The sequence below is a fragment of the Marinomonas algicola genome, from assembly GCF_014805825.1.
GTDB classification, from domain to species: domain Bacteria; phylum Pseudomonadota; class Gammaproteobacteria; order Pseudomonadales; family Marinomonadaceae; genus Marinomonas; species Marinomonas algicola.
In genome coordinates, this window is record NZ_CP061941.1 from 316,722 (window position 1) to 337,104 (window position 20,383).

17 protein-coding genes are annotated in these 20,383 nt (G+C 43.3%); 10 read left to right on the plus strand and 7 right to left on the minus strand.

Features of this window, described 5'->3' with window-relative positions; genetic code table 11:
- The first annotated feature begins 50 nt into the window (after positions 1-50).
- From IEZ33_RS01500 to IEZ33_RS01535, 8 genes are all read left to right on the plus strand, one after another.
- On the plus strand, positions 51-1,544 hold the full coding sequence (locus IEZ33_RS01500; RefSeq protein ID WP_191601969.1) for a CoA-acylating methylmalonate-semialdehyde dehydrogenase: 1,494 nt from the start codon (positions 51-53) through the stop codon (positions 1,542-1,544).
- Between the two features lie 13 nt (positions 1,545-1,557).
- The gene (locus tag IEZ33_RS01505) at positions 1,558-2,712 is read left to right on the plus strand and encodes an acyl-CoA dehydrogenase family protein (protein WP_191601970.1); all 1,155 of its coding nucleotides are present in this window, start codon (positions 1,558-1,560) and stop codon (positions 2,710-2,712) included.
- 9 nt (positions 2,713-2,721) lie between these two features.
- A complete protein-coding gene (locus IEZ33_RS01510; RefSeq protein WP_191601971.1) occupies positions 2,722-3,498 on the plus strand; it encodes an enoyl-CoA hydratase in 777 nt (258 codons plus the stop codon).
- Between the two features lie 46 nt (positions 3,499-3,544).
- The gene (locus IEZ33_RS01515) at positions 3,545-4,651 is read left to right on the plus strand and encodes an enoyl-CoA hydratase/isomerase family protein (RefSeq protein WP_191601972.1); all 1,107 of its coding nucleotides are present in this window, start codon (positions 3,545-3,547) and stop codon (positions 4,649-4,651) included.
- Between the two features lie 99 nt (positions 4,652-4,750).
- Positions 4,751-5,635, plus strand: coding sequence for a 3-hydroxyisobutyrate dehydrogenase (gene mmsB, locus IEZ33_RS01520; protein WP_191601973.1), 885 nt, complete (start codon positions 4,751-4,753; stop codon positions 5,633-5,635).
- 40 nt (positions 5,636-5,675) lie between these two features.
- Positions 5,676-6,437 (plus strand): SDR family oxidoreductase, encoded by a 762-nt coding sequence (locus IEZ33_RS01525; RefSeq protein WP_191601974.1) that lies wholly within the window; start codon positions 5,676-5,678, stop codon positions 6,435-6,437.
- A 68-nt stretch (positions 6,438-6,505) separates the two neighbouring features.
- Positions 6,506-7,258 (plus strand): electron transfer flavoprotein subunit beta/FixA family protein, encoded by a 753-nt coding sequence (locus tag IEZ33_RS01530; protein WP_191601975.1) that lies wholly within the window; start codon positions 6,506-6,508, stop codon positions 7,256-7,258.
- Positions 7,255-8,184 carry an electron transfer flavoprotein subunit alpha/FixB family protein gene (locus IEZ33_RS01535; RefSeq protein ID WP_191601976.1) on the plus strand — a complete coding sequence of 310 codons (930 nt, stop codon included), beginning with the start codon at positions 7,255-7,257 and terminating at the stop codon, positions 8,182-8,184. The genes IEZ33_RS01530 and IEZ33_RS01535 overlap by 4 nt, the downstream gene beginning before the upstream one ends.
- Before the next feature lie 130 nt (positions 8,185-8,314).
- Here the strand turns inward: IEZ33_RS01535 and gabT are convergent, their stop codons facing one another.
- The 3 genes from gabT to IEZ33_RS01550 form a co-directional block, all read right to left on the minus strand.
- On the minus strand, positions 8,315-9,592 hold the full coding sequence (gabT, locus tag IEZ33_RS01540) for a 4-aminobutyrate--2-oxoglutarate transaminase (protein WP_191601977.1): 1,278 nt from the start codon (positions 9,590-9,592) through the stop codon (positions 8,315-8,317).
- A gap of 81 nt (positions 9,593-9,673) precedes the next feature.
- Positions 9,674-11,158, minus strand: a complete 1,485-nt coding sequence (locus IEZ33_RS01545) for an NAD-dependent succinate-semialdehyde dehydrogenase (protein ID WP_191601978.1) — start codon at positions 11,156-11,158, stop codon at positions 9,674-9,676.
- A gap of 205 nt (positions 11,159-11,363) precedes the next feature.
- Positions 11,364-12,563 (minus strand): MFS transporter, encoded by a 1,200-nt coding sequence (locus IEZ33_RS01550; RefSeq protein ID WP_191601979.1) that lies wholly within the window; start codon positions 12,561-12,563, stop codon positions 11,364-11,366.
- Positions 12,564-12,671: 108 nt separating this feature from the next.
- Between IEZ33_RS01550 and IEZ33_RS01555 the strand changes: the two genes are divergently transcribed.
- Entirely contained in the window at positions 12,672-13,457 is a 786-nt protein-coding gene (locus tag IEZ33_RS01555; protein ID WP_191601980.1) for an AraC family transcriptional regulator, read from the plus strand.
- Between the two features lie 54 nt (positions 13,458-13,511).
- Here IEZ33_RS01555 and IEZ33_RS01560 read toward each other — a convergent pair whose 3' ends face one another.
- Positions 13,512-14,408 (minus strand): LysR family transcriptional regulator, encoded by an 897-nt coding sequence (locus IEZ33_RS01560; protein ID WP_191601981.1) that lies wholly within the window; start codon positions 14,406-14,408, stop codon positions 13,512-13,514.
- A 144-nt stretch (positions 14,409-14,552) separates the two neighbouring features.
- Here IEZ33_RS01560 and IEZ33_RS01565 point away from each other — a divergent pair, with 144 nt between their 5' ends.
- Positions 14,553-15,278, plus strand: a complete 726-nt coding sequence (locus IEZ33_RS01565) for a sulfite exporter TauE/SafE family protein (RefSeq protein ID WP_191601982.1) — start codon at positions 14,553-14,555, stop codon at positions 15,276-15,278.
- A 100-nt stretch (positions 15,279-15,378) separates the two neighbouring features.
- Here the strand turns inward: IEZ33_RS01565 and IEZ33_RS01570 are convergent, their stop codons facing one another.
- From IEZ33_RS01570 to IEZ33_RS01580, 3 genes are all read right to left on the minus strand, one after another.
- Positions 15,379-16,962, minus strand: coding sequence for a methyl-accepting chemotaxis protein (locus tag IEZ33_RS01570; RefSeq protein WP_191601983.1), 1,584 nt, complete (start codon positions 16,960-16,962; stop codon positions 15,379-15,381).
- Between the two features lie 267 nt (positions 16,963-17,229).
- Positions 17,230-19,056 (minus strand): protein kinase family protein, encoded by a 1,827-nt coding sequence (locus IEZ33_RS01575; RefSeq protein ID WP_191601984.1) that lies wholly within the window; start codon positions 19,054-19,056, stop codon positions 17,230-17,232.
- Between the two features lie 23 nt (positions 19,057-19,079).
- Entirely contained in the window at positions 19,080-20,345 is a 1,266-nt protein-coding gene (locus IEZ33_RS01580) for a 2-oxo acid dehydrogenase subunit E2 (protein WP_191601985.1), read from the minus strand.
- Positions 20,346-20,383 lie beyond the last annotated feature (38 nt).

The following is a 20,383-nucleotide window of genomic DNA, read 5'->3' on the forward strand; positions in this document are numbered from 1 at the left end:
AGTCGTTTAGACAAAAGAATAAAAACAAAAAACCATGGGAGAAAGTAAGCATGACTCAAAAAGTCAATATGTTAATTAATGGTGAAATGGTCAAAAGCCAAAGCCAAGAGTGGATTCCAGTAACCAACCCTGCGACACAAGACGTGATTGCTGAGGTTCCTAATGCGACCTCAGAAGAAGTGGAACTGGCCGTTGCCACAGCACAGGCGGCTTTTGAAACTTGGAAAGAGGTGGCTGTATCTGAACGTGCCCGAGTGATGTTACGTTATCAAGCTTTGTTAAAAGAGCATCATGACGAAATTGCGGAATTATTAAGTCTTGAAACAGGCAAAACCTTCGACGATGCGAAAGGGGATGTCTGGCGTGGGATTGAAGTCGTCGAGCAGGCGTGTAATGTAGCGGCATTAAGTATGGGTGAAACCATGGAAAATGTGGCCCGTAAAGTGGATTGCTACAGCTATACACAACCTCTTGGTGTTTGTCTTGGTATTACCCCCTTTAACTTTCCCGCCATGATTCCACTTTGGATGTTTCCTATGGCGATTGCCTGCGGTAATGCCTTTATTTTGAAACCGTCAGAGCAAGATCCTTTAACGCCTATGCGATTGGCAGAACTGTTTGTTGAAGCCGGTGCCCCGAAAGGTGTTCTGCAGGTCCTTCATGGGACAAAAAAAGTGGTTAATCAGTTACTCGTACACCCAAATATCCTGGCGATTTCTTTTGTTGGGTCAGTGGGGGTTGCGGAACATATTTATAAAACCGGTACGGATAATTTAAAACGTGTTCAGGCCTTTGCTGGCGCCAAAAATCACATGGTTGTTATGCCGGATGCTCAAAAACAGCAAGTGATTAATAACTTAGTGGGGGCTTCTGTTGGGGCGGGAGGCCAGCGCTGCATGGCGATCTCTGTTGCCGTGTTTGTGGGAGAGGCACGTGAGTGGGTAGATGAATTAAAAGAAGCTTTAGCTCTAGTTCGCCCTGGCGCCTGGGATGATAAAGGGGCCGGATATGGTCCGCTCATCAATCCTCAGGCAAAAGAGCGCGTATTAAAATTGATACAGGAAGGTAAAGACGCCGGCGCTGATTGCGTTTTAGATGGCCGTGATTGTGTGGTTGATGGCTTTCCTAATGGTAATTGGGTTGGGCCCACTTTATTTACTAAGGTGACTCGAGATATGTCCATTTATCAAGAAGAAATTTTCGGTCCTGTTTTACTGGTGCTGGAAGTGGATACTCTCGACGAGGCAATCCAGCTTATTAATGAAAATCCTTATGGTAATGGTACCTCTATTTTTACGGCGTCTGGCGCGGCGGCTCGTAAATATCAGCATGAAATTAAAGTCGGTCAGGTTGGTGTGAATGTACCGGTACCGGTGCCTTTACCTTTCTTCTCTTTCACTGGCTGGAGAAAGTCATTTTACGGTGATCAGCACGCTTATGGTAAGCAAGCCATTCGCTTTTATACTGAAACGAAAACGATTACGGCACGCTGGTTTGAAGACGATATTGCCGCGGGCCCAAATATGACCATTGAATTGAAATAGCGAGGAAACCAACATGGATTTTGAATTAAATGAAGATCAGGTCGCCTTTGCGGATATGGCTACTGCGTTTGCTAAGACGGAATTAGAACCTTTTGCAGCTCAATGGGACGAAGAACATTTTTTCCCGATAAATGTGATTCGTAAAGCCGGTGAAATGGGCTTTGCTTCCCTGTATTCTCCTGAATCGGCGGGCGGTTTAGGCTTACCTCGACTGGATGCGAGTATTATCTTTGAGCGTCTTTCTATGGGCTGTACTTCCACCACGGCGTATTTGACGATTCATAATATGGTCACTTGGATGGTAACGTCTTTTGCACGTCAGGAGGTATTAAACAAATATGCGGAGCCGTTAATTAGTGCTCACTTGCTAGGTTCTTATTGCCTAACTGAGCCTAATTCTGGTTCCGATGCCGCTTCCTTAAAAACCTCCGCGGTGCGCGATGGTGATCATTATGTGTTAAATGGCAGTAAGGTGTTTATTTCTGGAGCCGGCAGTACTGATGTTTTAGTGGTTATGGCTCGAACAGGTGGGGCTGGTGCACGCGGAGTGTCCGCCATTGTCGTTGACGCACATAGCGAGGGTATTTCTTATGGGCGATGTGAAGATAAGATGGGGTGGAACAGTCAGCCAACACGAATGATCAGCTTTGATAATGTCAAAGTCCCTGTTGAAAACTTACTGAGTGAAGAAGGTGAAGGTTTTGTCCTAGCGATGAAAGGACTAGACGGTGGTCGTATTAATATCGCGTCTTGTTCAATTGGTACCGCGCAGCAAGCATTGAATCACGCTCGCAACTATATGTTAGAGCGCAAACAGTTTGGAAAAAATATTGGTGAATTCCAAGGTTTGCAATTTCGTTTAGCCGACATGGCTACTGAGCTGGTGGCCGCTCGTCAGTTGGTACGTTTAGCCGCCAGTAAACTGGATTTACAGCACCCGGATGCCACGACTTATTGTGCCATGGCAAAACGGTATGCGACTGATGTCGGATTTAAAATTTGTGACGATGCTTTACAAATATTCGGTGGTTATGGCTACATTAAAGAATACCCATTGGAACGACACCTAAGAGATAGCCGTGTACACCGTATCTTAGAGGGTACGAATGAAATTATGCGAGTTATTATTGGCCGTCGTTTATTAGCAGACACCCATTCAGAGTTTTAAGGAGATAGTATGTCAAATGCACTTTTATTAGAGAAACGCGGTCATGTTGCTATTGTGACTATGAATAATCCGCCAGCCAATACATGGACGTTTGAGAGCTTGTCGTTATTAAAAACCATGGTAGAAGAGTTAAATGCGGATAAATCGATTTGGAGCTTGGTTATTACAGGGGCTGGGGATAAGTTTTTCTCTGCGGGCGCTGATTTGAATCTTTTTGCCGATGGAAACCGTGACGTCGCGCGAGATATGGCAGGTGTATTTGGCTTGGCTTTTGAAACCCTAAGTCAATTTAGAGGCGTTTCCATTGCGGCGATTAATGGTTATGCCATGGGAGGAGGTCTAGAGGTCGCCCTAGCATGCGATTTACGCATTGCAGAAGTTCAAGCTGTCATGGCTTTACCTGAAACAAAAGTAGGGTTGTTGCCTTGTGCTGGTGGTACTCAAAACCTCGTACTTCTTGTCGGGGAAGGCTGGGCGAAGCGGTTAATGCTCTGCGGTGACAGAGTAAAAGCCCCCCAAGCCTTAACACTTGGCTTGATTGAAGAGGTGACACCGGAAGGGGGCGCTCTAGAGAAAGCCATAGCACTTGCGGAACAAGTTGGTCAACAAAGCCCAACCGCGGTGTCCGCTTGCAAAACATTGATTCAAAATCATAGAACAGGAACGGTTCAGCAGGGCTACACTCTTGAACGGGAACTGTTTGTAGATCTTTTTGAAACAGAGGATCAAAAAGAAGGCGTGCAGGCTTTTCTAGAGAAGCGCGCTCCCCAGTGGAAAAACAGCTAGTTTATCCACAGGCAAAAGCAAACGGTTTATGTAAAGAGGAGTAGGTATGAGTTGCGTGACCTTTATTGAACATTGTACGCAGGGCGGTCAGGTCTTAGGTGAAGTGCGCTTGAATGCAGAAAAAAGCCTCAATGCGCTTAACTGGGAAATGGTTCAGTTAATTCGACCTAAACTAGAGCAATGGCAAAAAGACGAGCGTATTTGCGCCGTGCTATTCGGCAGTGAAGGAGAGAAAGCGTTTTGTGCTGGTGGTGACATCGTTAAGCTGTATGAGGCCATTAATAGAACAGATGATAAAAGCGGAATGGATACGTTTTTTCACCATGAATATGCATTAGATTATTATTTACATACCTATTCAAAGCCCTTAATTGGATGGGGAAAAGGCATTGTGATGGGGGGGGGTATGGGGTTGTTTAATGCCTGCCATTTTCGAGTGGTTACAGAGACCTCACATTTGGCTATGCCAGAAGTTAATATAGGTCTCTATCCTGATGTGGGCGCTTCTTGGTTTTTAAATCATTTACCAAGGCGTAATGGTTTGTTTCTTGGATTAACGGCGTGTGCCATTTATGCAAACGATGCGGTTTTTCTGGGGTTAGCTGACCGAGCGATTGCTAATAGTAAGCGAGCTGAATTACTCGATCGTCTTTTATCTGATTCATGGACACGACCTGGAGTGGAAGTAATTGATGGTATTTTGCGTCAATTAGAAGCTGAATCTCAAGCCACTTTCCGTGCATTACCGCATGCGATCCAAGATCATCAAGAGTGGATTGATAATGTCATGGCGAAAGACAGTGTGGTTGAGATGGTTGCAGGTGTCTTGTCTAGTGAAAGTGATGACCCTTGGATAAATAAAATTCAAAGTACCCTGAAATACGGTAGTCCGGTGTCTATGCACATTATTAAGCGTCAATTGGAGCGTTGTCGGCACGCGTCTTTAAAAGAAGTGTTTCAAACCGAGTTGGATTTAACGGTAAACATATCGCGACACCGAGAACTCCCAGAGGGAATACGCGCGCTGCTAATTGATAAAGACAGGCAACCTCAATGGACCTATAAAACGGTTGAACAAGTGGATGAATGTTTTATCGATGGCTTTTTTGACTCGCCTTGGACTGCTGACACTCACCCTCTTCGATGTTTATAAAAGAGAACAGTTAGGTGTTGAGTTTATCTATGTGGTTATTGCGACCAAAAGTCTGATAACCCGAATCGTCCTTAAAATAAGAAAAATAGGAGTGATACTATGCAAACCATAGGGTTTATAGGTTTAGGTAACATGGGAGCCCCAATGGCGGCTAATTTAGTTAGAGCCGGTTACGTGGTAAAAGCCTTTGATTTATCCGCTGATGCGCTTGTTCAAGCCAAGGAAGCACAATGTGTTGTTGCTATGTCTGCATCCGATGCGGCACAAGACGCCGATGTGATTATTAGCATGTTACCTGCAGGGAAACATGTACATAACTTATACCTCTCTGGTGCAGAGCCCTTGTTTGACGTTGTTAAGAAAGAGGCGTTGATTATTGATTGCTCAACCATTGAAGCCGATATGGCGCGTTCTATTGCAGAATTGGCCATCGAACGTGATATCGATTTTATCGATGCGCCGGTTTCTGGTGGCGTTGGTGGTGCTCAAGCGGGCTCATTAAGTTTTATTGTTGGTGGTTCAGCCGAACAGTTTGAAAAAGCCAAGCCGGTACTAGAAAGTATGGGAAAGACTATTTTTCATGCAGGGGACCATGGTGCAGGACAGGTCGCAAAAGCCTGTAATAATATGCTCTTAGGGATTTTGATGGCGGGCACGTGTGAGGCCTTGAGCATGGGGGTCAAGAATGGACTGGATCCCAGTGTCTTGTCTGACATCATGAAGCAAAGCTCAGGCAATAATTGGGCCCTACAGGTATATAATCCGGTACCTGGTGTGATGAAGAATGTTCCTGCGGCAAATGACTACCAAGGAGGTTTTCAAGTGGATCTGATGTTTAAAGATCTTGGTCTCGCAATGGAGCTTAGTCAAAAAAGTGCCAGTGCAACGCCTATGGGCTCCGCGGCTAGGGGCCTGTTTAACTTACACAAGTCTCAGGGAAGCGGTGCCTTAGATTTTTCCAGTTTAATACGCCTTTATTCATAATCGTCTGATATATAAAATAATTTGAACATAAGGAATGACAATGAAAGTTCAAGATAAAGTGTTTGTTATTACTGGTGGTGCGCGTGGATTAGGTGCTGGCATGGCCGCGCATCTCGCGTCTCAAGGTTCACATATCGCACTGATTGACATTGATCAAGCTTCCGTCGATAAAACGGCGAGCGTATTATCGACCAATGGTATTCTGGTTAAAGGGTATGAATGCAATATTACAGATGAAGCGGAAGTGGAAACAACGTTTGCCAAGATAAAGCATGACTTTGGTCGAATAGATGGTTTGGTTAATAACGCAGGAATCATGCGAGACGGCATGTTGATTAAAGTGAAAGAAGGCGAGCTTGTTGGTAAGATGTCTTTGCAGCAGTGGCAAAGTGTCGTTGATGTCAATTTAACCGGCACGTTTCTTTGTGGTCGTGAAGCGGCTGCTATAATGGCTTTACAGGATGACGGTGGCGTGATTGTTAATGTTTCTTCTGTTTCGAGAGCCGGTAATATGGGACAAACCAATTATTCAGCCACAAAAGCGGGTGTCGCCAGTATGGTGGTAACCTGGGCAAGAGAATTGGCGCGTTTTAATATTCGTGTTGGCGGTATTGCTCCTGGGCTTATTGCCACGGAAATGACGGCACAAATGAAGCCAGAAGCCATTGAGCGCTTACTCAAGTCTGTTCCATTAGGACGATTAGGAGAAGTAGATGAAATGGCTCATACCCTACAATATATAGTAGAAAATGATTACTTTACTGGTCGTATTATCGAAATGGATGGCGGTGTAAGAGTATAACTCCGTGTGCACTAAACGCCGTTTCCAATTTCTAAAACAATAAATAAGATAGATAAGGTAGCTTAATAATGAAAATAGTAGTCGCAGTTAAGCGAGTGATTGATTACAACGTGAAGGCTCGCGTGAAAGCGGATCAAACCGGTGTGGATTTGACGAACGTCAAAATGGCTTTGAATCCTTTTTGTGAAATTGCGGTGGAAGAAGCGATTCGCTTAAAAGAACAAGGCGTCGCAGAAGAAGTGATTGTTGTGTCTATTGGATCCAAGTCTTGTCAGGAACAATTACGCAATGCGTTGGCGTTGGGGGCAGACCGTGCGATTCAGGTTGAAACGGTGGACAGCCCAGATTCATTATCGGTAGCACGCATTTTAGCTAAGGTGGCAGAAACAGAGCAACCAGGATTGATTTTATTGGGTAAGCAATCCATTGACTCTGATAATAACCAAACAGGTCAAATGCTCGCCGCATTACTGGATCGCCCGCAAGCCACTTTTGCTTCAGAAGTAAAAGTGGAAGCTGGTAAGGTGTCTGTAACACGTGAAATCGATGGTGGCTTGCAAACGTTAAATCTGACATTACCGGCCATTGTGACAGCGGATTTGCGTTTGAATGAGCCTCGTTATGCTTCTTTGCCAAATATTATGAAAGCCAAAAGAAAACCTCTTGATGTGAAAACAGCTGAGGATCTTGGCGTTACGGTAGAGACGAATCAAACTATCTTAAAGGTCGAAACGCCAGCTGAACGCTCCGCTGGTATTAAAGTGGGTTCTGTGGATGAACTGGTTGAAAAATTACGTAATGAAGCGAAGGTGATAGCATGAGCATTTTAGTGTTAGCAGAACATAATAATCAGACTCTTCAAGCCGTTACTTTGAATGTTCTATCGGCCGCCCAAAAGATCGGTGGCGACATTACTGTTTTAGTGGCAGGCAATGCCTGTGCGACTGTTGCGGATCAGATTGCAAACGTGTCTGGTGTGAGTCGAGTGATTCTTGCCGATGCAACGGCTTATGAGCATCAGCTTGCGGAAAATGTGAGTAAATTGATCGTTGAACTTGCCGCAGGCTTTACGCATATTTTAGCGGCATCGACAACAACGGGCAAAAATGTGTTGCCTAGAGTGGCTGCATTATTAGGGGTAAATCAATTATCCGATGTGTTATCTGTTGAATCAGCGACCTGCTTTAAACGCGCTATTTACGCTGGCAATGCCATTGCCACGGTAGAGAGCCATGATGCGGTAAAAGTTATGACGGTTCGTGGCACCGCATTTGACGCTATGCCGAGTGATGGCGGCAGCGCAACAGTAGAGAACACCGATAAAGTATTTGATTCTTCTGATGTGAGTTTTAGCCATGAAGAATTAGCGGAATCAGATCGCCCTGAGTTAACAGAAGCGAAAGTGGTCATCTCGGGTGGCCGTGGTCTAGCTAACGGAGAAAACTTTGATCTCTTGTACAAAGTGGCTGATAAGCTAGGAGCCGCTGTTGGGGCATCAAGGGCGGCAGTGGATGCTGGGTATGTTCCAAATGATATGCAGGTTGGTCAAACAGGTAAAGTGGTTGCGCCGGATCTATACATAGCGGTTGGTATTTCTGGTGCTATTCAACACTTAGCTGGTATGAAAGATTCTAAAATCATTGTTGCTATTAACAAAGATGAAGAAGCGCCTATTTTCCAAGTGGCGGATTATGGATTAGTAGCGGACTTGTTCACGGCGGTGCCTGAATTAGAAAGCAAGCTGTAAAACGTTGATTGCAACGTTGACAGAGATAAATAAGCGACTATTTTTGAATAGTCGCTTATTGTATTTTATGGAATGCTTAAAGAATCACGTTGTTACTTTTTCCAGAAATCAAAATGATCATTAATGCTATCTAAACAACGTCATGAAAACAGTCTTTCAGAATCGTCATACCTTCATCTAAGATTTCCATTTCGATGGTTAACGCGGGCAATACTCGAATAACATTACCTCGGATACCGCAAGATAATAGCACCAACCCTTTTTCAGCCGCTTTAGCGGAAAGGGCCTTGGTTAGCTCTGGGTTTGGTTTGCTGGCATCGCCTTCTTTTACCAATTCCATAGCGATCATAGAACCCGTATTACGGATATTGCCGACTAGCTGAGGGTAGAGTGCTTGAATCTCTTTTAGGTGAGCCATCGCTTGTTCACCGACCGCAATAGCGCGTTCGCATAAACCTTCTTCTTCAATAACATCTAATACCGCTAATGCGGCGGCACAACCGACAGGAGAACCGCCATAAGTACCTCCTAAACCACCAGGTAATGGTGTGTCCATAATATGAGCTTTACCAATCACGGCGGCAAGAGGGAAGCCGCCCGCGATGCCTTTCGCCGCTGTCATTAGGTCTGCTTCAATACCGGATTGTTCATGGCAAAACATAGTGCCAGTGCGTGCAAAGCCTGATTGGATTTCATCCATGATTAACAAAATGCCATGCTCATCACATATGGCACGAAGCGCTTTTAAGAATTCGGCCGGAGCTTGGTAGAACCCGCCTTCACCTTGTACTGGTTCTAGAATAATAGCCGCTACGCGAGACGCTTCAATGTCGCAAGTAAAGCGCATCTTTAATTCTTCTAAAGACTGTTCAATGCTAATACCATGGTATTCATTTGGATAAGCAACGTGGAAAATATCACTTGGGAAAGGTCCGAAGCCAGCTTTATAAGGGTTTACTTTTCCAGTTAGTCCCATGGTCATGTTTGTGCGCCCATGGAAGCCACCATTAAAGGCAATAATGCCCGGACGGCCTGTATGGCAACGTGCGATCTTAACGCAATTCTCCACAGCTTCAGCGCCAGTTGTCACAAAAATTGACTTTTTAGGCGTGCTTCCTGGTGCGATCGAATTTAATTTCTCGGCCAATTCTACGGCGGATTCATATGGGCTAACCATAACACAAGTATGAGTAAAGCGTTCAAGTTGCGCTTGGACGGCGGCTTTCACTTTTGGGTGATTGTGGCCTGTGTTGACAACCGCAATACCCGCACCAAAATCAATGTGACGTTTCCCTTCAACATCCCATAATTCTGCATTTAGAGCCCGGTCAACGTACACAGGAGCCATGTTACCTTGGCCGCGTGCAATAGCGCTTTCTTTGCGTTTCTGTAAATCCGCGTTACTCATAGTTTGTGCCTCACTTTAAAAATTGTATGTTTTCTATTCGTTGATTCATGTCATTAGGTTGGTTTGTATTTAAACCAACCGCTAGCGTAAGCCACCCATGCATAAATATTTAATTTCGACGTATTCATCGATGCCATATTTAGATCCTTCACGGCCACTGCCAGATTCTTTCATACCGCCAAAAGGCGCAACTTCTGTGGACACTATGCCTTCGTTGATACCGACCATGCCATAATCTAATGCCTCGGAGACCCGCCAAATACGAGAGAGATTTTGCGAGTAGAAGTAAGACGCCAAACCAAATGGTGTGTCATTCGCCATGGCGATGGCTTCGGCTTCGGTTTCAAACTTAAATAAAGGGGCGACAGGGCCAAAAATCTCACTGTGGAAAATGGTCATGTCCTGAGTGACACCTGTTAATACCGTTGGCTCATAAAATTGCGCGCCAATAGTCGAGGCTTGTTTGCCACCGATCAGAGCGTTTGCTCCACTTTTTATGGCGTCGTCGACCAGTTCAGAAACCTTGTTAATGGCGGCCGTATTAATTAATGGCCCTATTTGAACGTTGTCGCTAAAGCCATCACCAGTGGCGAGTTGCTGAACGCGAGCGGCTAACTTTTCCGCAAATGCATCATAGATACCCGCTTGCACCAACATACGGTTAGCGCAAACACAGGTTTGGCCAGCGTTGCGGTATTTTGATGCAATCGCACCTTCAACGGCGGCATCTAAATCAGCATCGTCAAAAACGATAAACGGTGCATTTCCGCCTAATTCCATTGACGTACGTTTAACCGTTTGTGCGCATTGAGTAAGTAATAACTTACCGACGGGAGTCGAGCCGGTAAAACTGAGTTTTCTAACCTCAGTGTGGGAGGTTAAGGCATGGCCTATGTCAGCGGCTTTTTTACCGACCACAACATTGATGACACCCGCTGGTATACCCGCTTGTTGCGCTAAATCGGCTAAAGCAAGTGCGCATAATGGGGTTTCATCAGAAGGTTTAATAACAATGGTGCAACCGGCGGCTAATGCCGGTCCCGCTTTACGGGTGATCATGGCTATTGGAAAATTCCAAGGGGTAATCGCTGCTACGACACCGACAGGTTGCTTAACGGTTAATAAGCGCTTGTCTTGTGCAAAGGTAGGAATCACATCCCCATACAGACGTCTTGCTTCATCGGCAAACCAATCAATAAACGAGGCGCCGTAAAGGACTTCACCTTTAGATTCTGCAAAAGGCTTACCCTGTTCTAGAGTCATTAACCTTGCCAAATCGTCTTGGTTATCAAGAATTAATTGATACCATTTACGTAATAAACGTGATCTTTCTTTTGGTAAAACAGTACGCCATTCACTCAGCGCGACTTGAGCCGCCTCTATAGCTTGATGGGTTTCTGATGCGCCCATATCGGCCACATCAATTAAATGTTCGCCTGTGGACGGGTTGGTTACAGGGAAGGTGTTACCTGAAAGCGCGTTCGCCCATTTACCATTAATGAATGACTGATGGTGAATCAGCTCTGGCTGAGAAAAGGTACTGAGTAAATGATCAGATAAAGGCATAAAAATCTCCAGTCAAAAAGCGCGACAATAGATTGGTCAGCACGCCTTGTTTGAAATCATAATGGATACGTTATGGCTTATCATAAGGAGAAGTGAAAAGGGAACAATGTCGAGCTATCAACCTAATATTTGAATACGATCAAACATTAGGTTGATAGCTCGAGGGAATAACGATAGCAAAGAGGCTTGAGACTCGCTTAATGGATTAAGACCATTTAAAAATTCTTACTTCATTACTGGGTTGGGGGGTATCCGGAATATTTAACGCCAGTATAAATGAAGCGACGGCCATGGCCGCGCCAGCGAGAAAAACGGCGGTAGGGGAAACAAGCCACAATAAGCCAAAAGTAACAGGAATAACGACCGCCGCAATGTGACTAATGGTAAAAGAAATGCCTGATGTGGACGCGATATCCGCTGGGTCAGCAATTTTTTGGAAATAGGTTTTTATGGCAATCGCCAAAGCGAAGAACAGATGATCTATCACATAGAGGGACGCCGCCCACTCGGCTTGTTCTACAAAAGCGTATCCGATGAAAACAAGAATCAGCCCTACGTATTCAAATAAAAGTGCGTTACGTTCACCGACAAGGCCAATAATCCGACCTATTTTTTTCGCAAAAAGCCAATTAAACGCATAGTTAATCAAGAACAATAGAGTGATGTCTGCAGCGGAATAATGAAACTTCTCGACCATTAAAAAACCAGCAAAAACAACAAAAATTTGTCTTCTCGCGCCACTCATAAAAACCAGTGCATAGTACAACCAATAACGCTTTCTTAGAATAAGGTGTTTATGCTGAATGGTTTTACTTTCGAACTGGGGGAACGCAAGCCAAATAAACAGCACTAAGCTTAATGCCAGTGTGCCCGCCATTAAATAAATCCAGATAAACTCTAATTGTAATATCTCCAAGGAAAACCATAAAAAACCATAAGTAATTAAGGACGCAAGTGCACCGATAGAAATCAGTTTTCCCAGAACTTCAGGTGCTTCTTCTTTAGATAGCCATTGCAATGAAAGCGACTGTTTGAGGGTTTCAAAATAATGAAAACCGATGGACATCAGCAGCGTCGTACAGAGTAGCCCTCCCACAGACGGAAACATCCCAGTAATGGCAACCCCAACAGTGAGCATGATCAAGGCCAACACCATGAAGAACTGTTCTCGTATGAACAGTAGGATAAAGACGGCAGTAAACGCTAAAAACCCCGGGATTTCTCTGACGCTTTGCAGTAGTCCTATCTCGGCACCCGTAAATGCGGCTTCTTCAATGACAAAGTTATTCAGTAGCGCTTGCCAAGTTGCAAATGAAATTGGCAAAATGATAGAGACAAGCATCAGTAATACCGCTGGCGTTTGCCATGGCTTTGTCGTTGAGGTCGTTAGCTCGGTTGTCTTCATAAATCCATGTCCATAGTGAAATAATCTTGATAGGACATAGGTTAACAAGTATGTTTTAGTCTTGCTTTCTATCAAATGTCAGATTATATCGATTAAAGGACAGGTCTCATGCTATCAGGTTTGACACATCGACCCTCTAATGAACAAATCGCCACGGCGGATAAGCGCTACATATTAGCGCGCCAAAGTGATATGCCGCCAGCTCACGAAGGTACCAGGCACAGTCATTCATGGTATCAATTGATGTATGCCTCCAGTGGGTTGTTAAATGTCGCTTTTGCTGATCAGATGGTTGTCATTCCGCCACACAAAGCCATTTGGTTGCCGCCTGGCTGTGAACATAAAACCTTTACCCCTATTGGCGCAAAATTTCGCAGTTTGTATTTTCGACCAGATCAAGTGGCTGTATTGGGTAATAAGAGCAAAGTTTTGAGTATTTCGCCGTTAATTCGAGAGCTGATATTAGAAATTGTGGCACGCTGCGATGTGGATCTGACATGGGAAGAGGCCGATTTTAGGTTGTTGACGGTTTTGTTGGATCAACTGGCCGCTCAGAAGGACAAAGGACTGACTTTGCCTATGCCTCAGGACTCTCGTCTTATAAAGCTTGTTGAAGAGCTACAATTGAATCCGAGTAATGAGGTGAATCTAGAAGAATGGGCAACAACCCTTGGTGTTTCAAGCCGTACCATAAGCCGGATCTTTATGTCTCAAACGGGCATAGGGTTTAAAGAATGGCGTCAAAGGTTGCGATTACTTTATTCCTTAGTATTACTTGAAAAAGGGGACTCTGTTACGCAAGTAGCGTTGGACGTAGGCTACAGCTCACCTTCTGCTTTTACTTACGCATTTCATCAGTTTTTTAACTGCACACCCAAAAACTACTTTTCTTAGAGTGGATTGTATTTTTGAATATCACTTAAATAAAACGGGTCATGTGTGACTGTATTAAGATGTCATAAAGGACCAAAAAAGATTGGCTTGATGGCTTTGTGTCTGATTGCGTAAACGAATCATAAAAACAGGAAGCGTGCTGGTAGAGGTGAACTGTTCAACGCTAATGGTGACAAGCTCTCCATTTTCTAAATGCTCCTTAATAATGTGCTGCGGCATTCTGGCCCATCCAAACCCGTTTAGGAGAAGCGTTTTTTTTGCGTTGAAATCACTTACAAACCAGCGCTTACCTGTGGTTAATAAATGCTGATAACCATCGCTGTTTTTATTACTTCGAGAAGGGTTACTGACTAGAATTTGAGGCGTGGAGTATAATTGCTGTTGTTTTATTTTATCGACATTTTTTACCCCCAAGGTACGCAATTCCTCTAATAATACAGGGCTAATAACGGTCAGCATCTTTACTGTCATCAGTTGCGTAAAAGCGTGCCGATCATCCAATCCGTATCGTGGACCAATAGCGATATCTGACTGATCTTTTAACAGGGTTTCTTGAACACCATGCATGTGTCCCGTCGTAATTTCGAGAGAAATGTTAGGATGGCATTGGGTAAAACGTTTGATTTTTTGCATACAATCAGTGGTGAGAGACATTTGGCTTAAGCAAATTCGCAAGGGCATATCGACACCGTGAGATAAGTTATGTCCTAAGGATTCTAATTGTTGAACTTGAGATAAAAGTTTTTTACTTTGTTGGAAAAACGAATGTCCAGCCGGGGTAAGTGTTGGTCGATAACTGTCTCGATCAAATAATAGAATATCGTATTTATCTTCTAATGCTTTGATGGATGCACTGATACTTGGTTGGGTTTTATGGAGGGCTGTGGCAGCAGAGCGAAAGCTACCTGTTTCGACAACCGCGATAAACGCTCTTACTTGGTCTAATTTCATAATATGATCATTTATATGGATCGTTTTAATAAAAAAACGAGATTATTTATTTTTCATTATTTGTTTTATTCTGCCTTAAATCAACTTATTTGATGGTCTACATACCAGTAAACGTCTGTTTTTCATTTTTTGGGCTAAACGCTAATGGATATAACCTTTCTTATTTTAACGCTAGCCGGACTCATTACCGGTTTCTCTAAATTTTCAGTTGGAGGAATGGGGCTATTAGTGGTTCCTATTTTAATGATTGCCGCTCCAGGGCCGGAAGCGTTGGGGATATTAGTCCCCTTGTATTTGATAACGGACATTATGGCGATTATCAGTTATCGCTCTAAAATTGCTTGGTCTGTAGTTTGGCATTTTATGCCATTGGGTGTGCTAGGGATGCTCTTAGGAAGCTACGTACTGGCTAACATCGATCCCAATGATTTTGTGTTGACTCTAGGTGTCATTATGATCGCAATGATTAGCCTAAGTCTGTATTTGGACTATCGTCCTGCTACCTTTATGCAAACCAAAAAAGCGGCTTACGGAATGGGTTTTTTTAGTGGCCTGATTAGTGTGATTTCAAACGCGGCAGGTCCTGTGTTTAGTTTGTTTTTGCTGGAACAAAAGTTGAGTAAAGAGTCTTACGTGAGCACCAGAGCATGGATACTCTTTAGTATTAATCTATTAAAGATCCCGCTGTTTATCCCTTTAGGGCTGCTTTCAGCCGAATCGGTTACTACTAGTTTGCAAGGTATTCCGGGGCTTATTATTGGGGCGTTTATTGGTTATCACTTTTTAAAGAAAGTGAACCCTAATCAGTTCAAATGGCTAATCAGAGTGATGGCCACACTTGCGGCTTGTAAGTTATTTTTCTTTTCATAAGCAAGTGTTGATTTTTTATGGCATTTCATAATTGGCAGAGCGTAATCAAAAAGACAGGTAAGTTGCGCTCTTTTTGATTATGCTCTTCGATTAAATACCGCTATGTTTTAAATTGATTCAAGTTTGCATGAAGATCAACTAAATTAGCCGCAATTTCTTGGTTTGATTGCTCTGCCATTGCTGTATTTTCACTGGTGATCGCCGCAATGTTATTAATGTTTTCAAGGTCTTTTTTTACTTCGTAAGCAACATTTACTTGCTCTTCAGTGGCCGTCTCTATTTGAGCATTGAAGTCAGAAATTTCATTAACGGCGGTGGCTGCATCTTCAAAAAATTGAGCGGTATGAGCACTTTTTTGTAGGCACTCTTCGGTGATAGTTAACCCTTTTGCCATACTGTTTACGGCATGGTGTGCTTCTTTCTGTAGTGTTTCTACTAATTTTTCGATGCTGATAGTCGAATCTTGAGTTCTTTGAGCCAGGGAGCGAACTTCATCGGCGACAACGGCAAATCCTCGACCCGTTTCACCTGCACGCGCGGCTTCAATGGCGGCATTCAAGGCCAATAAGTTTGTTTGTTCTGCTATGCTCTGAATGGTTTCCAATACCGTACCAATATTATTGGTTTCTTCCATTAAGCCATTTATATCGGTTGAGGTGGATTGCACATCCCTCGCGAGACGCTTAATTATTTCTTGAGTTTCTTCGGCAGATTGACGACCCTCCAATACCTTGTTTGTTACATGTCTTGCTACTGCAGCGGCCTCAGCTGAGCTTTTGGCCACTTCTTCCGTAGCTTGACTCATTTGTGTTACGGCACTGGCTACTCGCTCTGTTGCCACTTTTTGACGCTCAACACTGGATAACGTTTGTTGAATAACGTCTGTCGCTAATTTAGAAGATTTTCCTAGTGACGTAGACGATCCATTGACAGCGATGAGCGTTTTTTGAAGTTTTTCCAAGAATGAGTCTAAAGCATTTGATACCGTGCCTATTTCGTCCTTTGACTGGCTGTTTATTCTAAAAGTCAAATCACCATTGCCATTTACTAAGGCATTAATGCGTTCAATTAATGTGTTGATCGGTACGGTAATCGTTCGCCCAATGAAAAAAGGGATCAAAATGGCTAAAAGAACGGCCGTCGTCAGTCCTATTATGATAACCTGAACGGAGTGAATTTCATCCTCTTCTGCTTGCTTTGCTGATTCAATAGAAAACGTTTCAGCCGTATGGAGTAGCTTTATTAAGTGATTATCTAACGTCAAGTTTTGCTTCTCTAACGACTCTAAATTTGTAATTGCTTTTAAGATGCCAGCATTTTGAATAGTGTGTAAAAAGTGTTCCGTATCGTTTTCTATTTTAAAAAACTCGTCTTCTATTGCTTCAAAGTCATGAAGAAGAGCGGCCACTTTTTGTCTGGCCTTATCAGTATGAAGGTCTTTCTGAAACGAATGAATCTGCTTTTCTGTTGTGAGCATCTCGTCATGTAACGCATTAATTTTTTTATTGAGCTCGTCGATAAGTTTGCTTGAGGTTACCGATAACCCATTATCTTCAATGTGATCTAATAAGGCATGGGAAATGACGCGTTCAAGTGCGATAACGTGCTGTAACTGATGTTCTGTTATCAACGTAATGGATTGTGTTAGCGGAATATTGTTGTAAGCAATATCGTGTATTTCCAAGCCTATTTTATTTAATTAGGTGATACTAAACCAGCCAACGGAAATGATTAAAGTAAGTTGTATAAAACCCATTAGGAAAATTTTATGGGATATTTTTAGCATAGAAAGCATAACTTGGTTCTTAAATAAATAACGTTATTCTATGGTGGCAGTGATTCTTACCTTACGCTAGTAACAAATTGTTAATGGAAATAAAAGAGCATGACCTAGATGGGGGGGTATCGTGGATGTTGCTTTACTAAATGGGTTTCGGCCTTGGAAAAAACTTTACAAGAGTATTCTTGGGTCTTTTGGATAGAATCGCTCTGGGGCTTGTTTTTGCAAAGGGAATTGGCGGGTGTTTTTGTAAGGCATTTTCATAAAACCGGACACACCTAAGCCACTTATTTTGGGTATGGCTTTTACTATTCGGTTCAGTGCACTTTTAAATTCGACGGTTTGGCTGGGGTCGAGCAAAACGTAATTACTGTGAATTTTTAGGTGAGTCGGTAACGCTTCAAAGATGATTAGCCCTGTGTGACGCATATTATTCAATAAGGTGATTTCTTCCATGATGTCATCTGGTAGTTGTAGCAGTTCATCCGGGTCTTGACCATCTTCAAAATAAGAGTGGTGTCGACTTTTATCCTCTGCAAAAGAGGTAGAGGTCGTTTCAAATGGAATACACATGCCTTTACTTGGGTAGAACGAGTCTTGTTCATTTTTTCGGCTGAGGTGTTGAGTATTTTTAGCATTAAACATACAGCATTTAAATATACCGTCTCTATGTATTGCCTGGGCTAACGTAACCACATTATTCACAGCGGTCGTAAAAGGTGCTTTTAATGATGTATCTTGAAGCTGGAGGTTAGAGTCAATAAAAACACTATTTTCATCCCATCGAACAGCGATACCACCTAGGATTGGGTATTTTCCAAGGCGACTAATGGCGCCTAAAAAAGCTCTTTCAGTGTGACCCATGCCATGCATGAAATTTTTGTAGTACTTTTCTAACTCTACATTGTCTACATTGTTCATTAAATAATGGTCGAGATTACCTTCCCTTAAAAAACTTTTTCGTGAGCTATAAACCACGGTTTCCATATCGGCGACACCTTCGATACTCCAGATGGGAATTTGGTTTTTATCTTCCTCTATGGGGATATTAGGCATAACCATTTTTTGCATTTTTGACATGTTTTTAAAAAGGTAATCACCGGCTTGGCGTTTTTGTTTATCGTCTCCCGCAAGTAACGTTTGTAACGTGATGGCAAACTCCTTCGGCAAGCCTAGAGACGTCACTGGAATGGCATCGAATCCGTAACGGCAGCTCTGACCTGATGCCAGTGCGTACAAGGTGCCTGCGACACCTTGCTCATCAAAACGCGGAGAACTCAGTTCGCCATTGAGTTGCGCATCGCCAATAAAATATACATCGCCCAATTTGGCATTGGTTTGCTGTACATCATCGCTAATTAACCCAAATGCATTGTATCCTACCGCTTGTTCATCTGAGTCGAGTTGGGCGTAAACACTCGACCCCCAATCAATAAGCTGAACGGTTTCGCTTTCTGGATCAAACACAATATTAGACGGTTTTATGTCACCATGCACAATTGGCGTTGGCCTATTGTTGGTTTCAACCTCTCTTAATGCCTGTAGAATCGCGATTAATTGAGCTGCGATCTTAATAACAAGACGAGGAGGAAGTCGACCAAACTTGACACTGTAAGCTTCTAAATCAAGACCTTGGGCCCGAGACATCATCAGAATTGATTGGCGAGAGATCTTTGTGTATTCAAGAACCTTAGGGATGTGTTTATGCTCGATTTGGCTTTGCATCCACGCCTCATCTTCTAGCTTATCTTGAATATGCTGAGGGAGATTAATCCGAGAGAACTTAAAAACATACTCTTGCCCATCCGAGGCTCGACCTCCAAAAACAAAACCATACGCTCCTTTCCCGATAAACTCGATGTCAAAAAAACCGAGTAAGGTGAGTTGGTCTATACAAAGCTGTACCCAGTCTTTTATTTTCTGAGCGTCTTCATGACTCATTAAATAAATGGATTGGTCTTCGTTTATATAAAACTGTTGGAGCGTAGGTTGCGTCATTTAATCGAATAATTATCCAATCGTTATCTAAGTTGAGTCAGCATGGAAATTGGGTTCTCCACATAACTCTTCCATTTATTGCAGAAGCGAGCCATGGTTGCACCATCTATAATTCGGTGATCGCCTGACCAGCTAACGTGCATGATTTTGCGAGCCTCAACTTCTCCTTTATCATTAAACCTTGGCTGTGTTTGAATGCGCCCCATCGCCATAATTGCGACTTCTGGTGGATTAATAATTGGCGTTGCTACGGTGCCACCGATTACCCCAATATTGGAAACACTGATACTGGCGCCTTTCATCTCGTCTGGTTTGAGTTTCCCACTACGAGCCGCTTCGGCCAGCCTGTTTACTTCTAATGCCACTTCCAATAAGGACAAGGTCTGTACCTTTTTAACATTGGGAACCAACAAACCGAGCGGTGTATCGGCCGCCATACCAATATTAATATCGTATAAATAGGTGATTTCAGTGCAATCCTCATTAACTCGGCTATTTAAAATTGGGAACTCAGGCAAGGTTAACGCCAGTGCCTTCATAATAAATGGCATCATGCTGAGCTTGGCTCCTTGAGCGGCAAACTCAGGCTTTAACTGAGCTCTGAATTCTTCTAGATGGGTGACATCAAGTTCTTCGGCATAAGTAAAATGTGGAATACGTTTTACGGAATCCAGCATTTGTTTGGCCATAATGGCTTTGATACCTGTAATTGGTTCTACTCTATTCTGATTCGCACCGGCTACGACCGAAAGCGGTATCGCTTCTTGAATTGGTTTTGCAATGTCAGAGAGGATGCTGTCAGGTAAGGATTGATGCTGTTCAATGTCTTCTTTATAGACGCGACCATTTTTTCCCGAACCTGTAATTTGATGAATATCCACGCCACATTCGCGAGCTAAGCGTCTGACGGCTGGGCTAGCGACGGCTTTGCCATTATTTGACGAGGCGCTCGAAGGTTCATCGGGGGTTGCCTCCCATTGAGTTGCTTTTACGGTATCTGTGAGCGCGTAATTTTGTTGACTCGTTTCTGATTGCTCTTCCTCTTTATCATCCGCTACTTCAATTTCGAACAAAGGTTGATGGACTTTAGCAATCTCACCTTTAGCGTAATAGAGTTTACTGATTCGCCCCGTATACATCGAGGTGATTTCTACTAACGCTTTGTCCGTCATGACATCTGCAACAGATTGATCTTCTTTAATTTCCTGACCTTCAGTGATTTGCCATTCTACTAGCTCACATTCCACTATGCCTTCACCAATGTCCGGAAGAATAAAATCAATTTTCATTTTTGGGTTCCTCATAAAAGTATAAAAACGTGCTTTTT